18 protein-coding genes and 2 pseudogenes are annotated in these 26,641 nt (G+C 43.3%); 12 read left to right on the top strand and 8 right to left on the bottom strand.

Translation table 11 applies throughout. From position 1 onward, the window contains the following. Positions 1-7,039: pseudogene (locus AK824_RS09640) on the top strand (YadA-like family protein); the annotation flags it as partial. A gap of 145 nt (positions 7,040-7,184) precedes the next feature. Continuing rightward, a complete protein-coding gene (locus AK824_RS09635; protein ID WP_057761070.1) occupies positions 7,185-7,643 on the top strand; it encodes an outer membrane protein assembly factor BamE in 459 nt (152 codons plus the stop codon). A gap of 245 nt (positions 7,644-7,888) precedes the next feature. Here the strand turns inward: AK824_RS09635 and truC are convergent, their stop codons facing one another. Next, entirely contained in the window at positions 7,889-8,662 is a 774-nt protein-coding gene (gene truC, locus AK824_RS09630) for a tRNA pseudouridine(65) synthase TruC (protein WP_264753482.1), read from the bottom strand. Positions 8,663-9,080: 418 nt separating this feature from the next. Here truC and AK824_RS09625 point away from each other — a divergent pair, with 418 nt between their 5' ends. Further along, positions 9,081-9,869, top strand: a complete 789-nt coding sequence (locus AK824_RS09625) for a pirin family protein (protein WP_264753481.1) — start codon at positions 9,081-9,083, stop codon at positions 9,867-9,869. A gap of 211 nt (positions 9,870-10,080) precedes the next feature. Here AK824_RS09625 and AK824_RS09620 read toward each other — a convergent pair whose 3' ends face one another. Next, a complete protein-coding gene (locus AK824_RS09620) occupies positions 10,081-10,359 on the bottom strand; it encodes a peptidylprolyl isomerase (protein WP_057761068.1) in 279 nt (92 codons plus the stop codon). 272 nt (positions 10,360-10,631) lie between these two features. Continuing rightward, positions 10,632-11,267, bottom strand: coding sequence for a TetR family transcriptional regulator C-terminal domain-containing protein (locus AK824_RS09615; RefSeq protein ID WP_227511152.1), 636 nt, complete (start codon positions 11,265-11,267; stop codon positions 10,632-10,634). A gap of 487 nt (positions 11,268-11,754) precedes the next feature. Between AK824_RS09615 and rutA the strand changes: the two genes are divergently transcribed. The 9 genes and pseudogenes from rutA to AK824_RS09570 all read left to right on the top strand — a co-directional run bounded on the left by rutA (position 11,755) and on the right by AK824_RS09570 (position 20,002). Then, complete coding sequence (gene rutA, locus AK824_RS09610; RefSeq protein ID WP_057761066.1) at positions 11,755-12,858, top strand: pyrimidine utilization protein A; 1,104 nt, start codon at positions 11,755-11,757, stop codon at positions 12,856-12,858. A 14-nt stretch (positions 12,859-12,872) separates the two neighbouring features. Continuing rightward, positions 12,873-13,592 (top strand): pyrimidine utilization protein B, encoded by a 720-nt coding sequence (rutB, locus tag AK824_RS09605; protein ID WP_057761064.1) that lies wholly within the window; start codon positions 12,873-12,875, stop codon positions 13,590-13,592. Positions 13,593-13,666: 74 nt separating this feature from the next. Next, the gene (rutC, locus tag AK824_RS09600; RefSeq protein ID WP_057761062.1) at positions 13,667-14,050 is read left to right on the top strand and encodes a pyrimidine utilization protein C; all 384 of its coding nucleotides are present in this window, start codon (positions 13,667-13,669) and stop codon (positions 14,048-14,050) included. A gap of 132 nt (positions 14,051-14,182) precedes the next feature. Beyond that, positions 14,183-14,764, top strand: coding sequence for an NADH-dependent FMN reductase RutF (gene rutF / locus AK824_RS09595; protein ID WP_057761059.1), 582 nt, complete (start codon positions 14,183-14,185; stop codon positions 14,762-14,764). Between the two features lie 44 nt (positions 14,765-14,808). Continuing rightward, positions 14,809-16,167, top strand: coding sequence for a solute carrier family 23 protein (locus AK824_RS09590; protein ID WP_082624625.1), 1,359 nt, complete (start codon positions 14,809-14,811; stop codon positions 16,165-16,167). 40 nt (positions 16,168-16,207) lie between these two features. Next, a complete protein-coding gene (locus tag AK824_RS09585; protein ID WP_057761057.1) occupies positions 16,208-17,707 on the top strand; it encodes a CoA-acylating methylmalonate-semialdehyde dehydrogenase in 1,500 nt (499 codons plus the stop codon). A 108-nt stretch (positions 17,708-17,815) separates the two neighbouring features. Then, positions 17,816-18,499: pseudogene (gene ribB / locus AK824_RS09580) on the top strand (3,4-dihydroxy-2-butanone-4-phosphate synthase); the annotation flags it as partial. A 111-nt stretch (positions 18,500-18,610) separates the two neighbouring features. Then, on the top strand, positions 18,611-19,387 hold the full coding sequence (gene rutD / locus AK824_RS09575; protein WP_057761054.1) for a pyrimidine utilization protein D: 777 nt from the start codon (positions 18,611-18,613) through the stop codon (positions 19,385-19,387). An 18-nt stretch (positions 19,388-19,405) separates the two neighbouring features. Beyond that, positions 19,406-20,002: a malonic semialdehyde reductase gene (locus AK824_RS09570; protein ID WP_057761051.1), complete on the top strand. Its 597-nt coding sequence runs from the start codon at positions 19,406-19,408 to the stop codon at positions 20,000-20,002. A gap of 408 nt (positions 20,003-20,410) precedes the next feature. On the opposite strand, the gene AK824_RS09565 is transcribed toward AK824_RS09570, so the two are convergent. The 5 genes from AK824_RS09565 to AK824_RS09545 all read right to left on the bottom strand — a co-directional run bounded on the left by AK824_RS09565 (position 20,411) and on the right by AK824_RS09545 (position 26,334). After that, positions 20,411-21,184: a sulfite exporter TauE/SafE family protein gene (locus AK824_RS09565; RefSeq protein WP_197411795.1), complete on the bottom strand. Its 774-nt coding sequence runs from the start codon at positions 21,182-21,184 to the stop codon at positions 20,411-20,413. 185 nt (positions 21,185-21,369) lie between these two features. Further along, complete coding sequence (locus tag AK824_RS09560) at positions 21,370-22,875, bottom strand: tripartite tricarboxylate transporter permease (RefSeq protein WP_057761049.1); 1,506 nt, start codon at positions 22,873-22,875, stop codon at positions 21,370-21,372. Positions 22,876-22,880: 5 nt separating this feature from the next. Beyond that, positions 22,881-23,336, bottom strand: a complete 456-nt coding sequence (locus tag AK824_RS09555; RefSeq protein WP_057761047.1) for a tripartite tricarboxylate transporter TctB family protein — start codon at positions 23,334-23,336, stop codon at positions 22,881-22,883. A gap of 116 nt (positions 23,337-23,452) precedes the next feature. After that, on the bottom strand, positions 23,453-24,466 hold the full coding sequence (locus tag AK824_RS09550; RefSeq protein ID WP_057761045.1) for a Bug family tripartite tricarboxylate transporter substrate binding protein: 1,014 nt from the start codon (positions 24,464-24,466) through the stop codon (positions 23,453-23,455). Between the two features lie 578 nt (positions 24,467-25,044). After that, complete coding sequence (locus tag AK824_RS09545; protein WP_057761043.1) at positions 25,045-26,334, bottom strand: SLC13 family permease; 1,290 nt, start codon at positions 26,332-26,334, stop codon at positions 25,045-25,047. Positions 26,335-26,641: the final 307 nt, after the last annotated feature.

The following is a 26,641-nucleotide window of genomic DNA, read 5'->3' as shown; positions in this document are numbered from 1 at the left end:
CATTCAACAGCAAGCGAACCTAGGCTTCAACATCGGTGCGGACAACGGTGCAGATGACAACGTCCAGTTAGGTGAAACCGTTAACTTCACCAACACAGACACCAATTTGGTTGCCACGGTCTCAGACAACGGTATTAACTATGATTTAGCGGACACCATCACCGTTGATAGCGTCACAGCTGGTGACAGCCTCTTGAACAACGATGGTCTCACTGTCTCGAATGGCCCTAACGGTCCTGTATCGTTGACCAATACTGGCCTTGATAATGGTGGCAACACTATTACCAACATTGCTGCCGGCAGTCTGGCTGACGGTTCAACCGACGCTATTAACGGCAGCCAGTTGAACACCGCAGCGGACTCTATCGCAACCACCTTGGGCGGCGACTCAATCTTTGACCCTGCGACAGGAACAGTCACCTCACCGAACTACGTGCTTGATGACGGCACCAACACAGGTACTAGCGCTGCGCCGTTTACTAACGTAGGCGCTGCACTTGGCAATCTTGACACACGTACCACAACCAACACTGGTGACATTGCTGACATTCAACAGCAAGCGAACCTAGGCTTCAACATCGGTGCGGACAACGGTGCAGATGACAACGTCCAGTTAGGTGAAACCGTTAACTTCACCAACACAGACACCAATTTGGTTGCCACGGTCTCAGACAACGGTATTAACTATGATTTAGCGGACACCATCACCGTTGATAGCGTCACAGCTGGTGACAGCCTCTTGAACAACGATGGTCTCACTGTCTCGAATGGCCCTAACGGTCCTGTATCGTTGACCAATACTGGCCTTGATAATGGTGGCAACACTATTACCAACATTGCTGCCGGCAGTCTGGCTGACGGTTCAACCGACGCTATTAACGGCAGCCAGTTGAACACCGCAGCGGACTCTATCGCAACCACCTTGGGCGGCGACTCAATCTTTGACCCTGCGACAGGAACAGTCACCTCACCGAACTACGTGCTTGATGACGGCACCAACACAGGTACTAGCGCTGCGCCGTTTACTAACGTAGGCGCTGCACTTGGCAATCTTGACACACGTACCACAACCAACACTGGTGACATTGCTGACATTCAACAGCAAGCGAACCTAGGCTTCAACATCGGTGCGGACAACGGTGCAGATGACAACGTCCAGTTAGGTGAAACCGTTAACTTCACCAACACAGACACCAATTTGGTTGCCACGGTCTCAGACAACGGTATTAACTATGATTTAGCGGACACCATCACCGTTGATAGCGTCACAGCTGGTGACAGCCTCTTGAACAACGATGGTCTCACTGTCTCGAATGGCCCTAACGGTCCTGTATCGTTGACCAATACTGGCCTTGATAATGGTGGCAACACTATTACCAACATTGCTGCCGGCAGTCTGGCTGACGGTTCAACCGACGCTATTAACGGCAGCCAGTTGAACACCGCAGCGGACTCTATCGCAACCACCTTGGGCGGCGACTCAATCTTTGACCCTGCGACAGGAACAGTCACCTCACCGAACTACGTGCTTGATGACGGCACCAACACAGGTACTAGCGCTGCGCCGTTTACTAACGTAGGCGCTGCACTTGGCAATCTTGACACACGTACCACAACCAACACTGGTGACATTGCTGACATTCAACAGCAAGCGAACCTAGGCTTCAACATCGGTGCGGACAACGGTGCAGATGACAACGTCCAGTTAGGTGAAACCGTTAACTTCACCAACACAGACACCAATTTGGTTGCCACGGTCTCAGACAACGGTATTAACTATGATTTAGCGGACACCATCACCGTTGATAGCGTCACAGCTGGTGACAGCCTCTTGAACAACGATGGTCTCACTGTCTCGAATGGCCCTAACGGTCCTGTATCGTTGACCAATACTGGCCTTGATAATGGTGGCAACACTATTACCAACATTGCTGCCGGCAGTCTGGCTGACGGTTCAACCGACGCTATTAACGGCAGCCAGTTGAACACCGCAGCGGACTCTATCGCAACCACCTTGGGCGGCGACTCAATCTTTGACCCTGCGACAGGAACAGTCACCTCACCGAACTACGTGCTTGATGACGGCACCAACACAGGTACTAGCGCTGCGCCGTTTACTAACGTAGGCGCTGCACTTGGCAATCTTGACACACGTACCACAACCAACACTGGTGACATTGCTGACATTCAACAGCAAGCGAACCTAGGCTTCAACATCGGTGCGGACAACGGTGCAGATGACAACGTCCAGTTAGGTGAAACCGTTAACTTCACCAACACAGACACCAATTTGGTTGCCACGGTCTCAGACAACGGTATTAACTATGATTTAGCGGACACCATCACCGTTGATAGCGTCACAGCTGGTGACAGCCTCTTGAACAACGATGGTCTCACTGTCTCGAATGGCCCTAACGGTCCTGTATCGTTGACCAATACTGGCCTTGATAATGGTGGCAACACTATTACCAACATTGCTGCCGGCAGTCTGGCTGACGGTTCAACCGACGCTATTAACGGCAGCCAGTTGAACACCGCAGCGGACTCTATCGCAACCACCTTGGGCGGCGACTCAATCTTTGACCCTGCGACAGGAACAGTCACCTCACCGAACTACGTGCTTGATGACGGCACCAACACAGGTACTAGCGCTGCGCCGTTTACTAACGTAGGCGCTGCACTTGGCAATCTTGACACACGTACCACAACCAACACTGGTGACATTGCTGACATTCAACAGCAAGCGAACCTAGGCTTCAACATCGGTGCGGACAACGGTGCAGATGACAACGTCCAGTTAGGTGAAACCGTTAACTTCACCAACACAGACACCAATTTGGTTGCCACGGTCTCAGACAACGGTATTAACTATGATTTAGCAGAAGCTATTGACCTTGGTGAAGCTGGTAGTGTCAGAGTTGGGAATACTATAACGAGTAATGCTGGTATTACTGTAACAGGGGGCGATAACGATACTGTATTACTTAGCAAAAACGGTCTTAATAATGGTGATAACAGAGTTATTAATGTAGCCGATGGTATAGCAGCAGATGATGCAGCAACCTTTGGACAAGTCACAGCTGTTGATGACAAAGTAGACACGTTAGGTAGCAATACCGCAACCAACCTAGGTGGTGGTGCCGCTTACAACGCAGCAGATGGTAGTGTAAATGCTCCGACTTACACACTAGATACAGGTACCAATACGGGTGCTACGACTAACTTCAATAATGTAGGAGGTGCACTTGAGAACCTAGATGGCCGTACCACAGCCAATACAAGTGACATTGATGACATCAATGCTGGTCGTACTGGTATTGTTCGTCAGGATGCTGGTACTGGTGCTATCACTGTTGGTGCACAGACAGGCGGTAACAGCGTAAGCTTCACCGGTACAGATGGTGATCGTCAGCTAACAGGCGTAGCAAGTGCAGGTGACATCACCGATACTGCTAACGCCAATAATGCAGTTAATGCAGGAGACGTGAATGCTGCCGTCACAGGTTTAGCGGATGCAGGCCTAAACTTTGTTGGCGATGATAACACCATTATTGATCGTAATCTTGGTGACACGCTAAACGTAACAGGTGGTGCAAATCCTGCCAACTTAACCACTGGTAATATCGGCGTAGTAGCCAATGGTACCGACGGCCTAAGCATTCAACTGGCAGAAGCCATTGACCTAGGCGAAGATGGCAGCGTCACCGCTGGTGACACAGTGGTCAACAACGCAGGTGTTGCTATTGATGATGGTTTAGGTAATGCAACCACCATCACTACAGCAGGTACCACTGTCACTGACGGAAACAACACCAGCAACTATGGTGCTGAAGGCTTAACTTTCCTTGATACCAATGGTGACCCATTGGCGAACACACCGAGCATTACCGCAACAGGTATTGATGCAGGCACTAATAAGATTACTAATGTGGGTGAAGGTACAGATGCTGGTGACGTTGCGACGTTTGGTCAGCTGACTGATACCAATAATATCGCTACAGGCAACATGACAGCGTTAGGTGGTAGTTATGATGCAGCCACAGATACTTATACTGCGCCAAGCTATGTTTTAGATGATGGTACCAATACAGGTGCTACGACTAACTTCAATAATGTAGGAGGTGCACTTGAGAACCTAGATGGCCGTACCACAGCCAATACAAGTGACATTGATGACATCAATGCTGGTCGTACTGGTATTGTTCGTCAGGATGCTGGTACTGGTGCTATCACTGTTGGTGCACAGACAGGCGGTAACAGCGTAAGCTTCACCGGTACAGATGGTGATCGTCAGCTAACAGGCGTAGCAAGTGCAGGTGACATCACCGATACTGCTAACGCCAATAATGCAGTTAATGCAGGAGACGTGAATGCTGCCGTCACAGGTTTAGCGGATGCAGGCCTAAACTTTGTTGGCGATGATAACACCATTATTGATCGTAATCTTGGTGACACGCTAAACGTAACAGGTGGTGCAAATCCTGCCAACTTAACCACTGGTAATATCGGCGTAGTAGCCAATGGTACCGACGGCCTAAGCATTCAACTGGCAGAAGCCATTGACCTAGGCGAAGAGGGCAGCGTCACCACGGGTGATACAGTGGTCAACAACGCAGGCGTTGCTATTGATGATGGTTTAGGTAATGCAACCACCATTACCACAGAAGGTACTAACGTAGTAGATGCCGCTGGTAATGAAGCGGACTACACAGCAGCTAGCTCAAGCCTAAGTGATGGCTTAGGTAACACTACTAATACAACAGCCGCTGGTACTACTGTTGAAGATGCTGCTGGCAACACCAGTAACTATGGCGCAGAAGGCTTTACCGCAACTGATGCTGCTGGTAACAATGGTATCTCAATCAATCAAGGCGGTATTAGCTTTATTGATGCAGGTGGCGCACCGATAGGTCCAAGTATTACTGCTGGTGGTATTGATGCTGGTGGTCAGACAGTAAGTAATCTAGCTGATGGTGTGAATGCAAATGATGCAGCAACCAAAGGACAAGTGGATGCAGTATCTGATGGTTTAACTGACTTGACTGCAGGTGCTGTGCAGTATGATCGAGATCCTAATGACAACAGTATCATCAATTATGATCAAGTGACCTTGGCAGGTACACCTGCAGTGATTGATCAAGACGATGAAGGCAACGACTTTGTAGCGAGTGGTGGTACAACATTGTCTAATGTGGCAAACGGCGTGAATGCTGATGACGCTGTGAATAAAGGGCAGTTGGATACCTTGATCGCTCAAAACGTTACCAACGTCGAAGTTGAGGATCAAGATGGTAATACCGTTACGGTCAATGTGACGGATCAAGTTGTGAATAATAATATTGATAACAATAATATGGATTCGCAATTCTTAACATATGATGTTAATGGTCAAGAAGTTACTGATCGTCTGACTATCGGTGAAACAGTACAGAAAATGAATACTGAGGGTGTGAAGTTTGCTCATACCAATGCAGTTAGTACTGAAGGTGATATAGGCGTGACTAATGACTCAAGTGCTGGTGGTGATAATTCAACTGCAATTGGTGTAAATGCAATTGTAGAAGCTGGTGCAAACAATACCGTTGCATTAGGACTTAACACCAGAGCAACTGCAGATGCGACAAACTCAGTTGTGATTGGTAACGGTTCACAGGTAGCAGGTCAGTCATCAGTCGCTATTGGTGATGGTGCTCAAGCGCTAGGTAATCAGTCTATTGCTATTGGTACAGGTAATATCGTCAACGGCGATAACTCCGGTGCCTTTGGTGATCCAAGCACTATCAATGGCAACAACAGCTACTCAGTTGGTAATAACAACACTATTAATAGTGATGATACTTTTGTACTTGGTAACGGTATCACAGCAAACCAAAATGGCTCGGTAGTACTAGGTCTTGGCTCTGCAGCTACGACAGGTGCTGGTATTGCAGGTTACCTCTCAACTGGCAATGCTGCTATTACAGCAACGACTAGCACAACTGGTGCAGTTGCAGTGGGCGATGCAGCCAACGGTGTATATCGTCAAGTTACAGGTGTGGCCGCTGGTACAGCAGACTCTGATGCAGTCAACGTCTCACAGTTAAAATCAGTCAGCGATGCATTAGAAAGTAGTAATGAAGCGCTTAGCAATGCTGCGGTTCAGTACGATACAAACCCAGACGATACTGTCAACAAAGGCAGCATTACATTGGGTGGCGGTGCTGCTGGTACTACTATAACCAACGTCAATGGCGGTGCTATCAATGCAGGAAGTACTGACGCTATCAACGGCGGTCAGCTATACAATCTAGGAAACGATGTGGCTGGCATTATCGGTGGTGACGCAGCGATTGATGATGAAGGCAACTTAACAGCCACTAATATCGGTGGTACAGGAGCAAGTAATCTTAATGATGCGATTGCTGCTGTAAACAATGGTAATGCTCAGGCCAACGAAGATATTCAGGCCAATACTGATAGACTTGATACTGGTTTGAGCTTCAGTGCAGACAGTGGTAATGATGTTAATAAATCAGTTGGTAATAGCACTGCACTTAAGTTTGAAGGCAGTGATAATATCACGACGACAACCACTGATAGCGGTATCAAGTTTGATTTGAGTGGCAACATCAACGTAGACAATGTTACTGCAGGTACAGTTACTACTGGTAATACTACAGTTAATACAAACGGCGTCACGATAGCTAACGGTCCCAATGAGTCAGTTGTCCTAAGCGGTACTGGCTTAGACAACGGTGGCAACACCATCACAGGTGTTGCTGATGGTATCAATCCTACTGATGCTGTGAATTTTGGACAGTTGAGCGCTCTAGATGGCAAGCTAAGCAACAGCGTTAACGAGTTGGGTTATAAGATCAATGAAGTAGAAGACGATGCTAATGCTGGTATCTCTGCTGCCATGGCAATGTCTTCACTACCGCAAGCTTATATCCCTGGTAAATCAATGATTGGTGGTGGTGTCGCAACATACAACGGTGAAAGTGCAGTTGCTATTGGTTTATCTAAAGTCTCAGACAATGGACGTTGGGTAATGAAGATCAATGGTACAGCGGACACTCAAGGAAATGCAGGCGGCGCAATTGGTGCAGGCTTCCATTTCTAATATAGCCACATCACTGTTTGACAGCGTTTGCTTGAATACAAGCGCTGTCAAATTACTCATAAAACATATTAAGGGATAAATAATGAAAAAATCTTTTTATCGTTACGGCTTGTTGGCTACGTCTGCTTTACTATTCACAGTCACTGGTTGTGCTCAAAAAAACATCATGCCAACTTGGCATTTAACACCTGGTGCCCAGCATGGAGCTGTTGATGCTAACGATTTAGTATTTCCAGATCCAGAAAAGGCATGGCAGAAGGGTGGCACTATCGTCAATCATAATGATATCGCCAAAATACAAGTAGGTACTACTAAAGATCAGATTTATAAAATAATCGGTACACCTCATTTCAGTGAAGGGTTCAATGCTCGTGAATGGGATTATATCCTCAAGTTTTATGATGCCAATAACAATGTAGAGTCTTGCCAGTATAAGATTATCTTCGATGATAGCTACGAGGGTAGATTGCGCGATGATGAATTTTTTGCCACTGAGTTCTACTGGCAGCCAGCATCTTGTGCCAAATATTCACAGTTCTAATATTAGTCGCTATCAATAATATAAAAAAAGAGCAAGACATTAAGTGTCTTGCTCTTTTTTATGATAAGTAGTTTGCTAGATGATTATTATAGCAACATGACTATTAAATAACTGCTAACTATGATGAAGTGAACTATATGCATAGTGCTACAAGATACTGATAAGTTAATAAAAAGGTATTTTGAAAAATTTGAGATTTTGGAGCGTAGTATAAGAGATTGTCTTTTCAAGTCCCCACTAGGAACTTAAACCTCAACACTATCTACCCAAGAGAACTCTTCTAAGATACGCATCCATTGATCGTCTAATCCTGCTGTTAGTACTAGTGGCTCACCAGTGACGGGGTGGCTGAGTGCCAAAGTCTGTGCATGCAACAACATACGCGTGCAATCATAGTGAGTACGAAAAAATCGTGTGTGACGTATATCGCCGTGACTGGTATCACCCACGATATGATGGAATACATGTCTCATATGCCGACGCAACTGATGTTTGCGTCCAGTTTCAGGCGTTAAGCGCACCAGACTGTAGCGGCTAGTGGCATGCTTTTTTGATACTGCAAATGGCAGCTCAACTTGTGCCAAACTCTGCCAGTGAGTCACCGCTTCTTGAGCAGGTTTATCTAAGTTGGCAAATTTATCGGCAATGGCGTCAGGCTTAAAGCTCAACGCGTAATCAACAGTACCTTGCTCAGACATAAACCCACGCACCACGGCCAAATATTGCTTGTTTACTTTGCGTTCAGTAAATGCTTCGGTAAGGCTGCGTGCCACGGCTGAACTCTTGGCAAATAACAATACACCTGATGTGGGTTTGTCTAACCTATGCACTGGAAACACATGGCAGCCTACCGCATCTCGGGTGAGCTGCATGGCAAAGCGTGTCTCACCTTTGTTCAGCCAGCTGCGATGCACCAACAAACCAGCTTCTTTATTAATCGCTACTATATACTCATCTTCATAGATAATTTCTATTTGATCAGCAGTATTGCCTTCGATATCCATGTTTTCATTGCTCATATTTTAGATGCGTCAATTATATATCCTTTTTATTGTACCTGTAGTGGCATAATAAATTTAGATAGTACTGCAGAGAAAATAAGCAGTAAAACTACCGCACCGTTATTTATATCTTTGCCATTAGCAGCAGCGTTAATATAAATGGTAAAACGCTAAATGATAAGACGTCAGCTGCCGATGTATTGAGCATGGAAGTACCAACAACCATTCAACACTTTTCTACGCTCATTATTTGTAATATATAGAGTATCAAGAAAGGAGTAATTTCATGAGTATTCAAACATTAGAGCCAAAGCTGGCTGATGTCGGCGGTATTCCAATCGCACGTTTACTACCTAACAAAGGCAAAAAACCTATCGGTGCGTGATGCTTTTTAGATCAAGCAGGTCCTGCTAATTTTGGTCAGGATGATGCAGGGATGCAAGTGGGTCGCCATCCGCATACTAATTTGCAGACTTTCAGCTGGATGCTAAATGGTGAAGGGCTGCATAAAGACAGTTTAGGTAATGAACAGGTTATTACCAAAAACCAAGTCAATGTCATGACCGCAGGTACAGGTCTGCACCAAGGTATCAGTCATACAGAGCAAAGTGTCTTTCCAGATACGGGTGGTTCAGAAAATGCCGCACGTGGTATCAGTATGGTGCAGCTATGGATTGCGCTTCCCACCGCTCAGAAAATCGAACTCAGTTTTCATCATTATCCTAAGCTACCGACATGGAGCGAGGGCAACGTAGAGATGATACTGACGACAGGCAGTTATACCAATACATCAGGTGAGACATTTGAAGCGCCTACCATTCAGTATTCTAAACTGGTCGGTATAGATGTGTACTTCAAGCAAGATGGCGAAGCGACATTGAATTTAGAGCCAGACTTTGAGTACGGTATTTTGGTTTCAGAAGGGGAAGTAGAGTCCGAAGGCAATATTTGCAAGCAAGACCAGTTATTCCGTTTTCATAATAGCGATATTGCTAATAACAAAAGTATTAAGTTGGCTGCTAAAAAGGGCACACGTATCATGTTCATCGGCGGCGAACCGCTGAATAACCAAGTACTAATGTGGTGGAACTTCGTAGCTGATAACAAAGCTGAGATTGAGCAATCTATTGTTGATTGGAATAATGGTCATGAGCGTTTCGGTAATGTTGACTCTGATATGAAGCGCTTGCCCGCGCCTGAATTACCTAAAGGTTTGAAAGGTTGATTACAACTTATCTCGCCCCTCACTATTTGACCTTAACTCGTAGAAAACTGCTTAAGTAAAATAAGGGGAGTTTGACGTAAGGATTAGAAGGGGTAGGTCGACCAAACATCAAATCCTGATTCGCACATAATTACCACGATATTAAAGCATATGCGAATCAGGACGATATTTGAGATATAGCTCAGGTGGCTTACAATCAGAGCTTCAACGCTTAAGTTCTATAAATGACTTTTACGACATGCCAGCCAAATTTGGTCTTTACTAAATGCGGGGTAAATAGTTCGCCGGTAAAGCAAACCTTATCGAATGGCCCTACCATATCACCTTTGCCAAACTCGCCTAAGCTGCCACCTTTTTTACCTGATGGGCAGGTTGAGTATCGCTTGGCCAGTACGTCAAACTTAGCGCCTTTTTTAAGCTTGGCAATAATGTCCTCAGCTTGTTCTTTATGTTTTACTAAAATGTGCAATGCGCTAGCGGTACGAGCCATAATGTAACCCTTTCATGAAATATCAATTATCAGGACATTATATCACTACTTACTTTGGTTGCTAACCTCACTTGTAGGTGCTGAGTTCTCCCAAGTCATCCTTATACAATCGTGACTATAGGGGTTGGAGAAAAGAAGTTTTAGCCATGTAGTGTTTTATTTAAACTACAGTCTTTATTTAAACTACAGCCCTTAAATGACGGACATAAAAAAAGCCTCAATCTTTAGATTGGGGCTTTTCGAATTGGGGAACTTACTTTACTCATATCAAATCACGGAATCAAACTATCTACCAGAAGTTGAATGCTAGTGTTTAATGCCTCATTAGCGAACTTTTTATTTCTCAAGCTATGATTACATACCGCTTCAGTTTGCGTAGAAAAATCAGAGTAGTGCTGAGTGACTGCCCAAATATGAAAAATCAAATGGATGGCAGACACGGACTTAATCTTGTTATCTGCAATCCAGCCATCAATCACTGCCACCTTTTCACGAACCAAAGATTTCAAAGGGCCTTTTAATACGGCCATCAAATGAGGTGCCCCTTGTATAATCTCTAACGCATATAGTCTTGACGCTGCCGGTGATTTTTTTGAGATTTTATACTTTTCTTCAATATAGGTCTTAAGGGCAACCCTTGGATCTTGGTTAGCGTTAATCTCACTCAAAGGCGATAACCACTTACTCAGCACCTTTTCTAAAACAGCAACATACAGAACTTCTTTACTTTGAAAGTAATAAAATATATTCGATTTAGATATGTCAGCTTCGTCGGCAATTTGCTCCATGCGCGCGCCATTCAATCCCTCTTGGGAAAATACGATCAATGCAGCATTAATGATATGTTCTTTCTTTTTTAATATCTTTGCACTCGTCTCTGTCTCTTCTTTTAGTGCGTATTCTTTCACTATATTTTCCCTCATCGTAAAGCCATATGAACCTAATTTTAAATGATAGTTGATTCAATTTAAAAAAGGGTCGAAGTAACCAAAGGCAGATGCTACTGGTTGATCAAAACGGGTATGCCAACTACTCCAACAGCGAGCAATACCATATCGGTTTACAGGTTTACAGACTAAAGCAACCCGCTGTTACCCCATCTTTTCTGCTGCTCATTCCACCTTATCTTCATCCAAACCACCATCAAAATGTACTTATAAATAATTTATACATTTGTGCACTATTTTATAACATTTTGCACCAATTTATAACAGCCCGCACTATTTTTCTGCATATTTTTAGACCATATGGTTTAATAATTTTTGTGAAAAAAATATATAAGTTATTGATAAATAAAAATTAATTTATTTGGCATAAATTATGCTACATAAAAAACATGAAATAATCTTTATTTCTTTTATCGCTCTTTTCTTCCTCAAACGTATAGGTGAAATCATGGAAATAGGTATTTTTTGTCCGATTGGTAACAATGGCTGGTTAATTTCAAAAAACGCGCCGCAATACAAGCCAACATTTGAGCTAAATAAACAAATTGTGCAACGGGCTGAGCACTATGGTTTTGATTTTGCGCTCTCGATGATCAAACTGCGCGGTTTTGGCGGGGAAACTGAGTTTTGGGATTATAACCTCGAGAGTTTTACTCTGATGGCAGGACTCGCGGCAGTAACGTCCAAAATAAAAATCTATGCCACATCAGCAACGTTGGTCATGCCACCTGCGATCGTAGCGAGAATGGCATCAACGCTTGATAGCATCTCAAACGGGCGTTTTGGATTGAATGTCGTGACTGGCTGGCAAGAAGCAGAATATGGACAGATGGGCATGTGGCCAGGTGATGATTATTTTGGTAAGCGCTATGACTACCTATCTGAATATGTACAAATTTTAAGAGATCTTTGGGCAACAGGCCAATCTGATTTGAAGGGTGAGTTCTTTCAGATGAATGACTGTCAGGTGAAGCCTATTCCAAAAGCGGATATGAAGATTATCTGTGCGGGCCAATCAGATACAGGCTTGGCGTTCTCTGCAAAATACGCTGATTACAACTTTGTCTTCGGTAAAGGTCTGAACACGCCAACTGCCTATGCCGGTATCAATGATCGCTTAAAGGTACACACGGATAAGACGGGTCGTAACGTTCCGACCTATGTCCTCTTTATGGTCATTGCAGATGAGACCGATGAAAAAGCCCAAGCAAAGTGGCAATCATACAATGATGGTGCGGATTTCGAAGCCATTGATTGGTTGCAGTCGCAAGGCGGTAAGGACAAAACATCAGGCAAAGATACCAACGTTCGCCATATGGCCTCAAGCGTTTCACCAGTCAATATCAATATGGGTACGCTTGTCGGCTCTTTTGAAAATGTCGCCAGTATGTTAGACGAAGTCGCTGAAGTACAAGGTACGGATGGCGTTCTACTGACCTTTGATGATTTCGTGCAAGGCGTGGAAGATTTTGGTAGCAGAATTCAACCGCTGATGCAGAGCCGCATCAATGTTGATACACCAGTTGCCAGCCAAGCTGTCAGCGAAGCCTAATAAAAGGAGCAGATATGAATTCGGTTAATACAATTTGTGCAGACTTTACCAAGGAATCCTCTCCTGTTTTAGAGTCGTTGCCTGAACCTATCAAGTTAGATCCCTCCCAAACGGCGCTGATCGTCGTGGACATGCAAAACGCGTATGCCAGCCAAGGTGGTTATCTAGATTTGGCTGGGTTCGATGTCACAGCGACCAAACCCGTCATCGATAAGATAAAGCAGGCCGTGAATATTGCGCATCAATCTGGCATACAAGTTATCTACTTTAGAAATGGCTGGGACAACAAGTATGTAGAAGCGGGTGGTAGCGGGTCGCCTAATTATCACAAATCAAATGCCCTAAAAACCATGCGTAAGAATCCCGAGCTTGAGGGAACATTATTGGCAAAAGGGGGCTGGGATTATGAGTTGGTCGACGAGCTTAGCCCTGCGCCTCAAGACATCGTTATAGATAAACCTCGATATAGCGGCTTTGCGAACACCAACTTCGATAGCGTATTGCGGTCACGAGGCATACGTAATCTATTACTCACTGGTATCGCGACCAACGTCTGCGTTGAATCTACGCTTCGAGATGGATTTTTCCTTGAGTATTTTGGGGTGTTATTAGATGACGCTTGTTATCAGGCAGGGCCAGTAGAAGCTCATGACGCCACACTATATAACGTAAAAACCTTTTTTGGTTGGGTATCTGATGTTGCCAGCATGCAGCAGTGTTTTTCAGATAGCTAACGTTTTACTTAGCCAGTTTTTAGCATCTAAACCAAGCGCTTCATACTTAATCTAACCACAATAGGAATGTAGATATGTCTAAACAAGTGATTATCCCTGAAGGTACCAGCAAACCATTAGCCCCTTATGTGCCAGCGACTAAGGCCGACAACATCGTTTATGTCTCGGGCACTTTGCCTTTCGATGAAAACAACGATGTCGTACATGTGGGTGATGCCGCTGCTCAAACTCGCCATGTGTTAACAACGATTCAAAACGTTATTCAAACCGCTGGCGGCGATATGGATGATGTGACCTTTAATTCAATCTTTGTAAAAGATTGGGCAGATTATGACGCGGTCAATCAAGTCTATGCAGAATTTTTTCCCAATGAAAAGCCAGCAAGATTTTGTATCCAATGCGGGCTGGTTAAACCAGACGCTTTGGTCGAAATCGCGTCCATAGCGCACATTGGATAAAAACCTGCTTAAAAATAACTGCAGTTAGTGAATTTAAAGTTACCTGACATTGAACCGCCTAGCATTGGACTGTAGTAGGGCGCTTTAGTTGACTACACATGTGGCGGAATATTGTTTAAAAGGAAATGACAGATGAATACAGTAATTAAAGAAAGCCAAGTAACGCAATCCTCATTAATGAAACATAAGTCTAAAGAATCATTCACCTCTACGGCAGGAAACTTAACCGACATGCAGCAGTCTTTTAGAGATGCGATGAGCAAGTTGGCGGCTGCCGTGAACATTATTACCACTGAGGGTCCAGCAGGGCGCGCAGGATTTACAGCCTCAGCGGTGTGCAGTGTCACTGACGAACCGCCAACCCTATTAGTGTGTCTAAACCGAAGCGCTTCTGTATACAAATTTTTTAAAGAAAATATGGTGCTATGCGTCAACACACTTGGTCTTGAACATAAAGATTTGAGCGGTGTGTTCGGTGGTAAAAAGGCGCTGGAAGAAAGATTTGAGCAAGGCAACTGGTCCACGCTGTCAACCGGATCGCCTGTATTAGAGGATGCCAGCATTTCTTTTGATTGCAAAATCAAACTCATCAGCTCGGTGGGGACCCACGATATTCTTATTTGTGAAGTATTGGATATCAAACACAAGCCTGATTGTGAAAGTCTCATCTATTTCAATCGAGACTACCATCAATTGAGTAAGTGCACGAATTAAGTGTACTAAGTATCACACCTCTACTTTTTTTAAGGATATTCAAAATGGATAAATGGTTTGTGAAATGGCGTCCCTACACCGGGAACCTAGAAACGACACCGGTAGGTATCAATGAATACTTACCAATGGGTAAAAGTGTGGTGTTAGGCGCACAGCACTCATTCGCAATGTTTGGTGCGACAATCTTAGCTCCCTTACTGATGGGCTTTGATCCTAGCTTAACCATGCTTATCACTGGTATAGGCACGATACTTTTCTTTCTGATTACTGGCGGTCACGTACCAAGTTATTTGGGCTCTAGCTTCGCATTTATCGGAGCGGTCGCAGCAGTGACAGGGTATAGCGGTACTGGTATCAATCCAAATATTGGTATTGCCCTTGGGGGTACCGTTGTCTGCGGGATTTTATATGCATTGATGGGTCTGCTGGTAATGAAAACAGGGACAGAGTGGATTGAGAACTTGATGCCACCTGTGGTCACTGGGTCCATTGTCATGATTATCGGGTTGAACTTAGCGCCTGTCACCATACAAAGCGTCATCGGCAGTAGCTTTGACTCTTGGATGGCGTTAGTCACCGTATTATGTATTTGTTCAGTCGCTGTATTCACCAAAGGTATGGTCAGGCGCCTGTTACTGTTAATCGGATTGGTCGCTGCATATTTTATTTATTTCCTATTAACCAATGTGATGGGTATGGGCACGCCTATTGATTTTAGTCCAATTGCAAATGCCGCTTGGTTCGGCATTCCAACCCTTTATTCTCCTGTCTTTGAGACCAGTGCCATATTAGTCATTGCACCTGTCTTTATCATCTTAATCGCTGAAAACCTTGGTCATTTCAAAGCAGTAGAAGCCATGACTGGCAAAAGTATCTCGCCTTATATGGGTAGAGCATTCTTCGCTGACGGCCTTTGTACCACGCTTTCAGCCTCGGTAGGCGGTACTGGTATGACGACTTATGCAGAAAACATCGGCGTGATGGCCGCGACCAAAATCTACTCTACAGTCGTCTTTGTCATAGCAGGTGTCTTTGCAATCTTATTGGGCTTATCTCCTAAGTTTGGAACTTTAGTCAGCACCATCCCAGTGCCTATTTTGACCGGTGCTTCAATCGTTGTCTTTGGTTTGATTACGATCGCTGGTGCGCGTATCTGGATGAATGCAAAAATTGATTTCAGTAAGAATGGCAATATGTTGGTAGCCGCCGTCCCAGTAATCTTAGGTACTGGCAACTATTCACTAAACATTGCCGGTTTTGATTTAGGTGGTATCGGTACCGCTACTTTTTTAGCCATTCTTATGAATCTCGTTTTCAATTTTAAAAACAAACAAAAAGAGGTGAGCGTGACCACTGAGAGAGAAATTGCTACATCAGAGCCGCTCTTAAAGCTCAATCCATAAATTTAAACACCTATTTGATATTACCTTAAGGAATCGTGTCATGACTGCAGAACTACGCAACGTACAACAATTGATAAACGGCGAATTTACTGAATCGACTACCACAGAATGGATTGATATCACCAATCCAGCCACTCAAGAAGTTATCGCCAAGGTACCACAATCAACACCTGAGGAAATCGATCAAGCCATCAAAATGGCATCTGAGGCTTTTAAGAGCTGGCGTATCACACCTATCAGTAAACGAGCTCGTATTTTCTTAAAGTATCAACAACTGATACGTGAAAATATGGATGAGCTGGCAGCGCTACTGACTGAAGAACAAGGTAAGACACTGGCAGATGCTAGAGGTGATGTATTTAGAGGTCTTGAGGTCGTAGAGCACGCATCAGGTATCGGTAACTTGCAGCAAGGGGGCTACATTGAAAATGTCGCCAGTAGTGTTGATATGTATACCGTGCAGCAACCAATAGGTGTCTGTGCAGGTATTACCCCCTTTAACTTTCCTGCCATGATACCGCTATGGATGTTTCCAATGGCCATCGCCACAGGCAACACGTTCATCTTAAAGCCTTCTGAACAAAACCCAATCGTTACCATGAGGTTGGTTGAGCTGGCGCTTGAAGCGGGTATACCAAAAGGGGTATTAAATGTGGTTCATGGAGGCAAAGACACGGTGGATGCGCTGTGCGATCACCCAGATATAAAAGCGATATCTTTTGTTGGTTCAACTGCGGTGGGCAAGCATGTGTATGATCGAGCCGGTCAAGCTGGCAAACGTGTGCAATGTATGATGGGTGCAAAAAACCATGCCGTTATCATGCCTGATGCCAATAAAGAACAAAGTCTGAATCAGTTGGCAGGAGCCGCATTTGGTGCAGCAGGGCAGCGATGCATGGCACTGTCTGTTGTGGTATTGGTTGGAGAATCTAAACAGTGGGTTGATGAAATTGTAGAAAAATCAGCACAGCTGGTAGTGTCTGCTGGCAAGGATGATAAAGATTTAGGTCCGCTAATATCTAAGCCAGCCAAAGCCCGTGTTGAGCGCTTAATCCAAGCGGGAGTCGATGAAGGCGCAACCCTCAGACTAGATGGCCGTGGTTGTCAGGTAGCAGGTTATGAAAATGGTAACTTTGTTGGTCCGACCATTTTAGACAATGTAACCACTGATATGAGCTGCTATACCGAAGAGATCTTTGGTCCTGTCCTGTGCATTATGTATGCCGACACGCTTGAGGAAGCCATTAAGATTATCAATACCAATCCAAATGGTAATGGCACCGCAATTTTCACCCAGTCTGGCGCCCATGCACACAAGTTCCAACAAGATATCGATGTTGGACAAGTTGGTATTAATTTACCAATTCCAGTACCGCTACCAATGTTTTCGTTTACAGGGTCTAGAGCCAGTAAATTAGGAGATTTGGGTCCTTATGGCAAGCAAGCGGTGCAGTTTTATACACAGACTAAAACCGTGATATCACGTTGGTTTGATGAAGATGCTAGTGAAGGCGTAAATACCACTATCTCTATGAAGTAGCTGTACGGCCTAGCAAACGTAGGACGTTATGTAGAGCACGTGATCGATTGATAATAGGCTCTACATAACAACATACAAAAGCAAATTTAAATGCAAATGGTGGATTTTATGAATATCAATACAATACCAGAAATCATTGAAGATATTAAAGCAGGCAAGATGGTCATAATCATGGATGATGAGGATCGGGAAAATGAAGGTGATCTGATTATGGCCGCCACTTTAGCCAAACCTGATGATATCAATTTTATGATCACCCATGCCAGAGGTTTGGTTTGTTTGACCTTGACCTCCGAGCGTTGCAAAAAATTAAAACTACCTCTCATGTGCAAAGACAACCAAGCACCTTATAGTACAAATTTCACTGTTTCCATTGATGCAGCAAAAGGCGTAAGTACCGGAATATCAACGGCAGACAGAGCTCAGACTATCAGAACTGCCGTGTCTCAAGACGTCACCTTTGATGACGTCGTAACCCCAGGTCATATTTTTCCATTAGTGGCTAAAGAAGGCGGTGTCTTAGAGCGGGCTGGGCATACCGAAGCAGGTTGTGACCTAACGAGACTGGCTGGTTTAGAGCCTGCTGCGGTTATTGTAGAGATTATCAACCAAGATGGTGAAATGGCTCGTAGAAATGATCTGATGAAATTCGCCGATATTCATAATCTAAAGGTCGGCACTATAGACGCGTTAATCAAATATATTAAGTCTCAAGAGGCTGTTAAAAATAAAAGTAAAAATGAAAGCGAAGTCGAAAATTTCGAAGAAACCGTAGCGTACGAATATGATGAAAGCGATGAGCGTACCATTGAATTGATTTAGTCAGCTTAATTTGACTTGGTTTTATAAGCTATTAGATACTTTTACCGCAATTTGAAATTTACTAAAATTGGATGAAACCCTATGTTAGTTAAAAAATATCCTTGTAAGAACGACACGTCAGAAACGGTCGTATTTAGTTCAGGTTTAGGCGGGCATGCTGATTTTTGGTTACCTCAAATTGAGTGTTTTACCGAGCATTACAATGTGATTTGCTATGAACAAGAGGGGGTATCGCCTGATAGCGATCTCTTATCCGATGACTATTCTATGCAAGATTTAGCAGAACAATTAATTGAAATTTTAAAACAAGAAGGGCTGTCTAATTGTCATTTCGTCGGTCACGCACTTGGCGGGTTTATTGGTATGGAAGTCGCTTATAAAGCGCCAGAATTGTTAGATAAACTGGTCATCTTAAATGGATGGGAAAGCCTTGACCCTCATACTATTAAATGTTTTCGTATGCGAACCAGTTTGCTACAAGATACAGGTATAGAGGCATTTGTACGCGCTCAAGCGATATTTTTGTACCCACCGATCTGGATCTCAGACAACATAGACGCACTCACGCACAAAGAAAATAAAGCCATCGCTCACTTTGCGCCAGTCGAGAACGTCTCAACGAGACTAAAAGCCTTGCAGGCTTATCAGCCCCTGATAAATGCCAAGCATATCAAAAATAAAACGCTAGTTTTAAGCAACCTCGATGATGTTTTGGTGCCATGGCAACGCGGTTTGGCTTTAGCTGAAAATATGCAAAATGCCCAATTTGAGTTAATGGTGACGGGCGGACATGCCAGTACAATCACAGAAACCTGCTCAACCAATAGCAAAATCCTTCAATTCTTATCCAAAAATTAATATCAATTAGGACGTACTATGACTGACTCCCTATCGTTATCTTCAGAAGATCTAGATCAACTATTTGGTAAGGCCAGATCCTTTAACGCTTGGCAAAAAAAAGACGTACCAGATGCACTACTTGAAGAGATCTATCATTTAGTTAAAATGGCACCTACCTCGGCCAACTGTTCACCGGCGCGGTTTGTGTTTCTTAAATCTGATGACGCTAAAGCGAAATTAGAGCCAGCACTGTCATCAGGTAATATCGAAAAAACAATGACAGCACCTATCACAGTGATTGTCGCTTATGATAATGAGTTTTATGAACAACTTCCCAAATTATTCCCACATACGGATGCCAGATCATGGTTTAACTCTAGCCCTGAGCTCATAGAAGAGACGGCGTTTAGAAACAGTTCTATGCAAGCGGCCTATCTGATTTTGGCTTGTAGAGCCTTGGGTTTAGACACAGGCCCAATGTCTGGATTCAATAATGAACTGGTAGATAAAACCTTTCTTAAAGATAGTAAATGGACTTCAAACCTACTCATTAATATAGGCTATGGTCAAGAAGATCAATTATACAGCCGTCTCCCAAGACTAGACTTTGATGAGGCTTGTCAGATATTATAAGGAATAAGCGATTCATCCATGTGAAAGGGTAGCTGCTTTGGACTGGGTTATTAAGTGAGTCATGATGACGCTTAATAACCATTTTTGATTACAAAGCTCTGAAACTAAAGGTTTTCCGCTACAGCTCTTTTATTGCAGGCATAAAAACAGCCCCAATCCTTACGATTGGGGTTTTCTACATCTGGGAATGTATAAGCAGACTCGGAAAAACACTAAGGAAAATTCTATTTACTGATATCTTCAGTCCGTTAGATTAAAGCTTTCTATGTTAGTTTCAATAGCATTGCTCAGGTTAGCCTACAAAGATACTATGTATAGATGTTCAATCGGTAAATATATGAAGTTAAAGAATTATGCTTACTTATCGGAATAGACTATTAGTGGTCATGGCATAGAGTGGAAGAGTCTCTAGAACAGCACATCAATATTTCTTATTATCATTATTAGGCCACTGATGACCATTAGTATCAGCAGCATAATTCTAAACTGGCTAATACTAATACCTGCCAAAAAGCGTTTGCCAATAATATTACCAATCACGGCGCCCAGTCCTAATACAAGACCATACGCGCATATCTTGACGGTGAGTATCCCAAAAAAGGTGTAGCTGATGATTTGTACAATACCTACAAAGAAAGAATTAGCTGTTTTGGTCGCAATAAGGCTTTCTTTTTCTAGTCCAGCATTCATATAAAAAGGGTTAAGAATAGGGCCGAGGCCACCCACCAAAGTGCTCATAAAGGCAATGACAAAGCCCACAGGCACAAAACCTACTTTTGGCATATCAAATGTTTTACTTACTTTACCAAACTTGTATTGGAAAATAGTCGAGACTAAAAATGCGCCAACCAATAACTGAATCCAGCCTGCGTCCAAACGACTAAACACCAATGCGGCTAGCCATGCACCTACGATAGCGCTTGGGACATAATATTTGGTCAATGACCAATCAATATCATGCCAAAATAGATAAAGTCGCGAGGCATTACTCAGAAAGGTAGCCACGTTGATCACAGGTGGTGCAATCGCTGTCCCTACCAACGAAGAGGTAACTGGTATCAGCAACATAGCGCCGCCACCACCAGATATAGTGGAGATAATAAAAGCGACCATGCCAGCGATGAACAAACCTACTAAATGCCAAGTTGGAATGGTTTGCAATAAATCTAAAACAAAGAGCACTATAAAATCCTATTTCATAAGTGACATCAAGTAGTGATGTTTTGCTAATTTTGGACAGCTGACAAAAGAGTTAGGAGTATTAAATAACTGTTGCAAGTAGGGTGAAAGTATCTCTAAAAAAACGGTGGCCATACATAGAGTATAACCACCGCCGGAGAGACATTTAGAGACGAACTAGCAAGAACTTATGCAGCAGTCTTCTTAAAGCGCTTACGATACATTTTACGAATGATTGGCATGAATATCATGACAACTACCAGACCCCATAGTGATACGGTGATTGGGCTACTCCATAGAATAGACATCTCACCTTGAGAAATAGACAAGGCACGTCTGAGGTTAGACTCCATTAGCTCTCCCAGTACATAACCTAGAATAAGGGCTGATAGAGGGAAATGTAGCTTGCGTAAGAAGTAACCAAATATCCCAAGTCCTACCATGAATACCATATCAAAGGTCGTGCTGTTGATAGAGTAAACACCAACGAAACTGATAGCAGCAATAGATGGTATCAAGATATAGTTTGGTACATTAAGTAGCTTAGAAAACACACCAACCAAAGGAATATTCATTACTAACAAGATAACGTTACAGATGAATAATGAAGCGATAAGACCCCAAACGATGTCTGGCTGTTCGGTAAATAGCTGCGGACCTGGCGTGATGTTGTACAAAGTCAATGCACCCATCATGACCGCTGTCGTACCAGAACCAGGGACACCCAAGGTCAACATCGGTACAAATGAACCACATGCTGATGCGTTGTTAGCCGCCTCTGGAGAGGCTAAACCACGAAGATCGCCTTCACCAAATTTGCCATTGTCTCCAGCAATTTTGCGTTCACTAGCATAGGTCATCGCACTCGCGATAGTCGCACCAGCGCCCGGCAAAATTCCAACGAAGAAGCCCATTATGCCACTACGCACCATGGCACCAACGCTAAAGAGAAATTCTTTTAGGTTAAATAAGCTACGTTTACCTTGCGCAATAATTTTCCCACCAGTACTGGTTCTTTCGAGCAAAATCAGAATTTCACTGACACTGAAAAAGCCAATAACGATCGTTGTGAACTGAATACCATCAGATAAGTTGACTGAATCAAAGGTATAGCGATAGATACCTGTGACCGCATCGACGCCGACAGTGGCCAGACCCAAGCCGATTAACGCTGACACTGCTGTCTTGATAGGTTGATCACCAACCAAACCACTCAAACAGCAAATCGCGAATACCATTAATACGAAGTATTCAGCAGGTCCAAAAGACACTGCCCATTTAGCCAATAGAGGTGCGAACAAGACCACACCAATGGTCGCAATCGTAGAACCGATAAATGAAGCAACCGCAGAGATGGACAAGGCGATGCCAGCCTTGCCTTGAACCGCTAGCGGGTTACCATCCAATGAGGTCATAACCGCCGCGGCAGATCCCGGCACGTTAAGTAGAATGGCAGAAATACGACCGCCATATTCGCAACCAAGATAAACAGCCGCTAGTAAGATAAGTGCACTCTCGGGTGGTAGACCAAGGGCAAAGGCAAAAGGCAATAGAATTGCCACACCATTAATAGGGCCAAGGCCAGGCAACATGCCTACAACTGTACCAATAAAAGCGCCAATGAGTGCAATCAGTAAGTTTTTGGGCAACATCGCTACGCCAAAACCTTGCATTAAAAAGTCAAAAGTTTCCATAATAGCTATCCCATTATTCCTGATAATACTCCAAGTGGCAGAATCACATCCAAAGCCATGTCAAATAAGACATACAGGGCGATACTGATCACAACTGAAAAGATAAGGCTTTTAATAGGATTCCCGGCAAATAGTAAACCAACCGCAAAACACATCAGTGTGGTAGCAATCACAAAACCTAAAGGCTCAAAAATTAAGCTATAAATCAATAATGCGCTGACACACAGCACAAGATTTCTAAGTACGACGTTGTTATATCCTAAATTGATGACTTTCGTAAATCGTGCTGGACGAAAAGCAATAACCAAGGTCAAAAGTGCCGTAAGCGAGAAAATCAAAATAGGATAGGGTCTAGGGCCGATAGGATCATAGGCAATAGGAGCAACGTAACCAATAGCTAAATAGACCAGAAATAAGCTAAACAGCCCCATTAATCCAGAAAATGCACGTTCCATTGTCATAGAAGTATTCCTTAAATTCCAAAATAAGAAGGTTGAGAGATGTCTCATCTGTCAACCTTCGATAAATACTATAAAAATCAGTATTCAATCATTAAGGGGATATGATCTGAGTCATGCTACTTAGCTGCAGCATCAACAAGACCGTACTCAGCAGACAACTCACGTAGCTCACCTGTACGTTTATAAACGTATGCTTCTAGCTCATCACCAGTCATAGAGAATGGTAGTAGCTCTTGCTGCTCGCGTAATTCAGCGAATTTTGGATCCGCAAGCATGTTATCAAAGCTTGCTTTCCACCAGTCATAAGCGGCAGGGCTGACATCTGGACCCATGTAATAACCACGCATGACTGGCCAAGTAACGTCATAGCCTTGCTCTACAGCAGTAGGAATATCGGCCATAGTGCCGCCCAATCTTTCATCTGCAAATACGGCCAATACACGTAATTTGCCAGCAGTGGCTTGTGGCATGATCTCAGCGATACCAGCACTTACGACAGTCACATGGTTACCCATGACCGCTGTAATAGCCTCACCGCCACCTTCCATCGCAACATAAGTCATATCGCTAGGATCAACACCAACCGCTTTAGCCAAAATAGCTGTCTGCATCCAGTCCTGACCACCAACACTACCACCAGCGGCGAAACTGATTGCTTTTGGATTTGACTTAAGCTCAGCAACCAATCCTGCTAAGTCTTTAATAGGTGAGTCTGCATTGACAGCGATAGCACCATAATCAGTACCGACGGCTGCTAGCCATTTCACGTCTTTTTCGGTGAATTTACCAAACTTACCTTGCGATAGATTTAGGATAGAGCCAGTAGAGAAAGCAATGATTGCATCGTTGTTAGCACGGTCATTGGCAACGATTTTGTTATAAGCAACAGCACCCACACCGCCTGGCATATAAGTGACTCGCATCGGATCTTCTAATAGGCCGGTATCTCTTAAGCCAGCTTGAGCAAGCTTACAAGTCAAGTCAAAGCCACCGCCTGGTTTTGCTGGGGCGATACATTCTGGACGTGAAGGGGCGTCATAACTGGCATCAGATGCTGCCGTATCAGATTTATTACATGCGGTAAGGGTGAGTACAGAAAGGCCAAGAGCCAAATAGGATAGTTTTTTCACACGACACTCCTTGTGTGTATTTTTAATGAATAGCTCAATAGAATTCTGAGCAAAATAATAAAGTAATGACAGATGAAGTTCAGATCATCCTGACAATAACTACTAAACTTCATAAAAGTAGAGTTTTTAGCGTTTTGCAAAAGTAACAGAATATTATAAAAATAACAAGAAACATATGTATGTATACATGAATTTTATTTTAAGGTACTATCACAATGACTGATAACAAATTATTTATCGTCTCAATATCAAGGAAAATAAAAGACAGAAGAATCTTCAGGATAAAGGATGGTGGTGTCGATAAAAAGTAATTAGTACAATGATTTACAGGTATTGATAACTATGAGAGCGATATTGAAAATGTGCTAGGGCATGTTTTTTTGGATAAGGAAAAGAGCTAACTCGGTAGATGAAGTCAGTGAGATGAGACTAAGCGCCATGACGGGCAATTCATTAGGTATTTAAGAAGTTTGGTTGTATATATCAGTCAAAAGACAGCTGCATCAAAACTGTCTTTTGGAAGGGATTTGCTTAAGGGTAGGGCGTGTTCCCATTCTCAACATAGGAACACATACTAGCTAAAACAGCAGCTGGATAATGAAAATTGCTAATATACCAATACCAATATCTAAGGGTACCGCTTTAAATAGTAGCGCATTAAACAGCTTGTTTTTTTCTATAACTACTTGAGAAGCGCCCAACATTAGACTACCTCCTGATGAGAAAGGAGAGAGGGATGAGCTTTGTGCTCCCACCACAATACAGGTAAATAACAATAGAGGGTTAAGTCCAGAGGCGACGGCTAAAGGCAGCACCATAGGAAATAGAGTAGGAGCGACTACACCAAGTGTACTAGCAAAGATTGACATGATGGCGCTAATAACGAAGACCAAAATTGGTATCATCCAGATAGGAACGTTGGTACTTAGCCATTCTGTTAGCTCGTAAATAACACCGATCTCGACGCCAAGGCCGATCAGCATACCGACCCCACAAATCATAATAAGTGTATTCCAGGGGATTAAGGCAATTACTGTTTTTTCGTCACCTAATTTCAGTAATAAACTGATTAAGGCAAAAATAATGGCGATAAAACCAATGTCAATCCGAGCGTTTAAAAACTGAATTGCTTCTATGTTAGGCATTAGGAGATTTAAGATGGGTACAATAAGCACGATAGCCATCATGATAAAAATCAGCATAATAGATTGTTTTTGCTTATTATCGAAAGGCTCTGGTACTATCGTTTGAATCGCAATTTTGCTATTTTTAGCATTAAAAAAGCAATATATACCTAGGACGATCACTGGCATGAGAAAGGTAACCGCAAAGACACCTAAAACATAAGTAAAGGTATTATCATTTGCGACGCCAGCCCCGCGCATCAGCTCTCGAAAGATAACCCCACTTTGTGAGGTGATAAAATTAGCACCAGCCAATGCACCATAGTTAACAGATAAGGTAGCAATGACAAGATTCAAATTAGTACGTTTAGACAATAACAAAATCATAGGTGCCATCGTGGCTAAGACGGTGTAATAACCAGCCCCTAAGCCAGCAACGACCGTAGCGGCAAAGAAAATAACCAATGGTAAAAACTCGGGAAAATGACGACATCTATAGATCAAATGATTCGATAGTTTTTCTAAAGCGCCATTCGCTAAAGGAAAATTATAGAAGAGAGTGACGGCAAAAATAACAAAGAAAATTTTGAGAGGCCACAGCTCAACAATTTCATAAGCGCTCATTCCCATACCGAAACAGCCAATGAGGTATGAGAATGCAATAGCAAATAGACCAATATTGATCTTGGTGGTATAGCCCAAAATAATACATATTACTATTGCGGCTAGAATATAAAGAGTCACGACTGCCCCTTGAGCTTAACTACATGAATTCTATAGAGAATTGTATTGACTTCTATAGGTAAAGAGCATTACGAGAATATTGACAAACAACTTTCTAGATTACAGAATCGTATAAGCCTGAAATGCACGTATAAATAAGTGGAATAATAGCAAAAAAAGTAATATGAATTAGATAAGATTGCCCACAAAGTGCCAGACAGTCGTTAGTATTGCAATGATATATAAGGTTTTCTTAGCGCTTAAGATAGAGTACTCCGTTATAACCCAATCTCCAGAATGATAACAATGCTTAAAAACAGTAAAAAAA

The sequence above is a fragment of the Psychrobacter sp. P11G3 genome, from assembly GCF_001435845.1.
Lineage (GTDB): Bacteria > Pseudomonadota > Gammaproteobacteria > Pseudomonadales > Moraxellaceae > Psychrobacter.
Note: the sequence above shows the minus strand (reverse complement) of the source record. Positions and strands in the feature narration are given on the sequence as shown.

Bases quoted from the DNA above. Each gene is read 5' to 3' on its own strand.
- AK824_RS09635 (WP_057761070.1), top strand. From the start codon at position 7,185: ATGAAAAAATCTTTTTATCGTTACGGCTTGTTGGCTACGTCTGCTTTA.
- truC (WP_264753482.1), bottom strand. From the start codon at position 8,662: ATGAGCAATGAAAACATGGATATCGAAGGCAATACTGCTGATCAAATA.
- AK824_RS09625 (WP_264753481.1), top strand. From the start codon at position 9,081: ATGCAAGTGGGTCGCCATCCGCATACTAATTTGCAGACTTTCAGCTGG.
- AK824_RS09620 (WP_057761068.1), bottom strand. From the start codon at position 10,359: ATGGCTCGTACCGCTAGCGCATTGCACATTTTAGTAAAACATAAAGAA.
- rutA (WP_057761066.1), top strand. From the start codon at position 11,755: ATGGAAATAGGTATTTTTTGTCCGATTGGTAACAATGGCTGGTTAATT.
- rutB (WP_057761064.1), top strand. From the start codon at position 12,873: ATGAATTCGGTTAATACAATTTGTGCAGACTTTACCAAGGAATCCTCT.
- rutC (WP_057761062.1), top strand. From the start codon at position 13,667: ATGTCTAAACAAGTGATTATCCCTGAAGGTACCAGCAAACCATTAGCC.
- rutF (WP_057761059.1), top strand. From the start codon at position 14,183: ATGAATACAGTAATTAAAGAAAGCCAAGTAACGCAATCCTCATTAATG.
- AK824_RS09590 (WP_082624625.1), top strand. From the start codon at position 14,809: ATGGATAAATGGTTTGTGAAATGGCGTCCCTACACCGGGAACCTAGAA.
- AK824_RS09585 (WP_057761057.1), top strand. From the start codon at position 16,208: ATGACTGCAGAACTACGCAACGTACAACAATTGATAAACGGCGAATTT.
- rutD (WP_057761054.1), top strand. From the start codon at position 18,611: ATGTTAGTTAAAAAATATCCTTGTAAGAACGACACGTCAGAAACGGTC.
- AK824_RS09570 (WP_057761051.1), top strand. From the start codon at position 19,406: ATGACTGACTCCCTATCGTTATCTTCAGAAGATCTAGATCAACTATTT.
- AK824_RS09560 (WP_057761049.1), bottom strand. From the start codon at position 22,875: ATGGAAACTTTTGACTTTTTAATGCAAGGTTTTGGCGTAGCGATGTTG.
- AK824_RS09555 (WP_057761047.1), bottom strand. From the start codon at position 23,336: ATGACAATGGAACGTGCATTTTCTGGATTAATGGGGCTGTTTAGCTTA.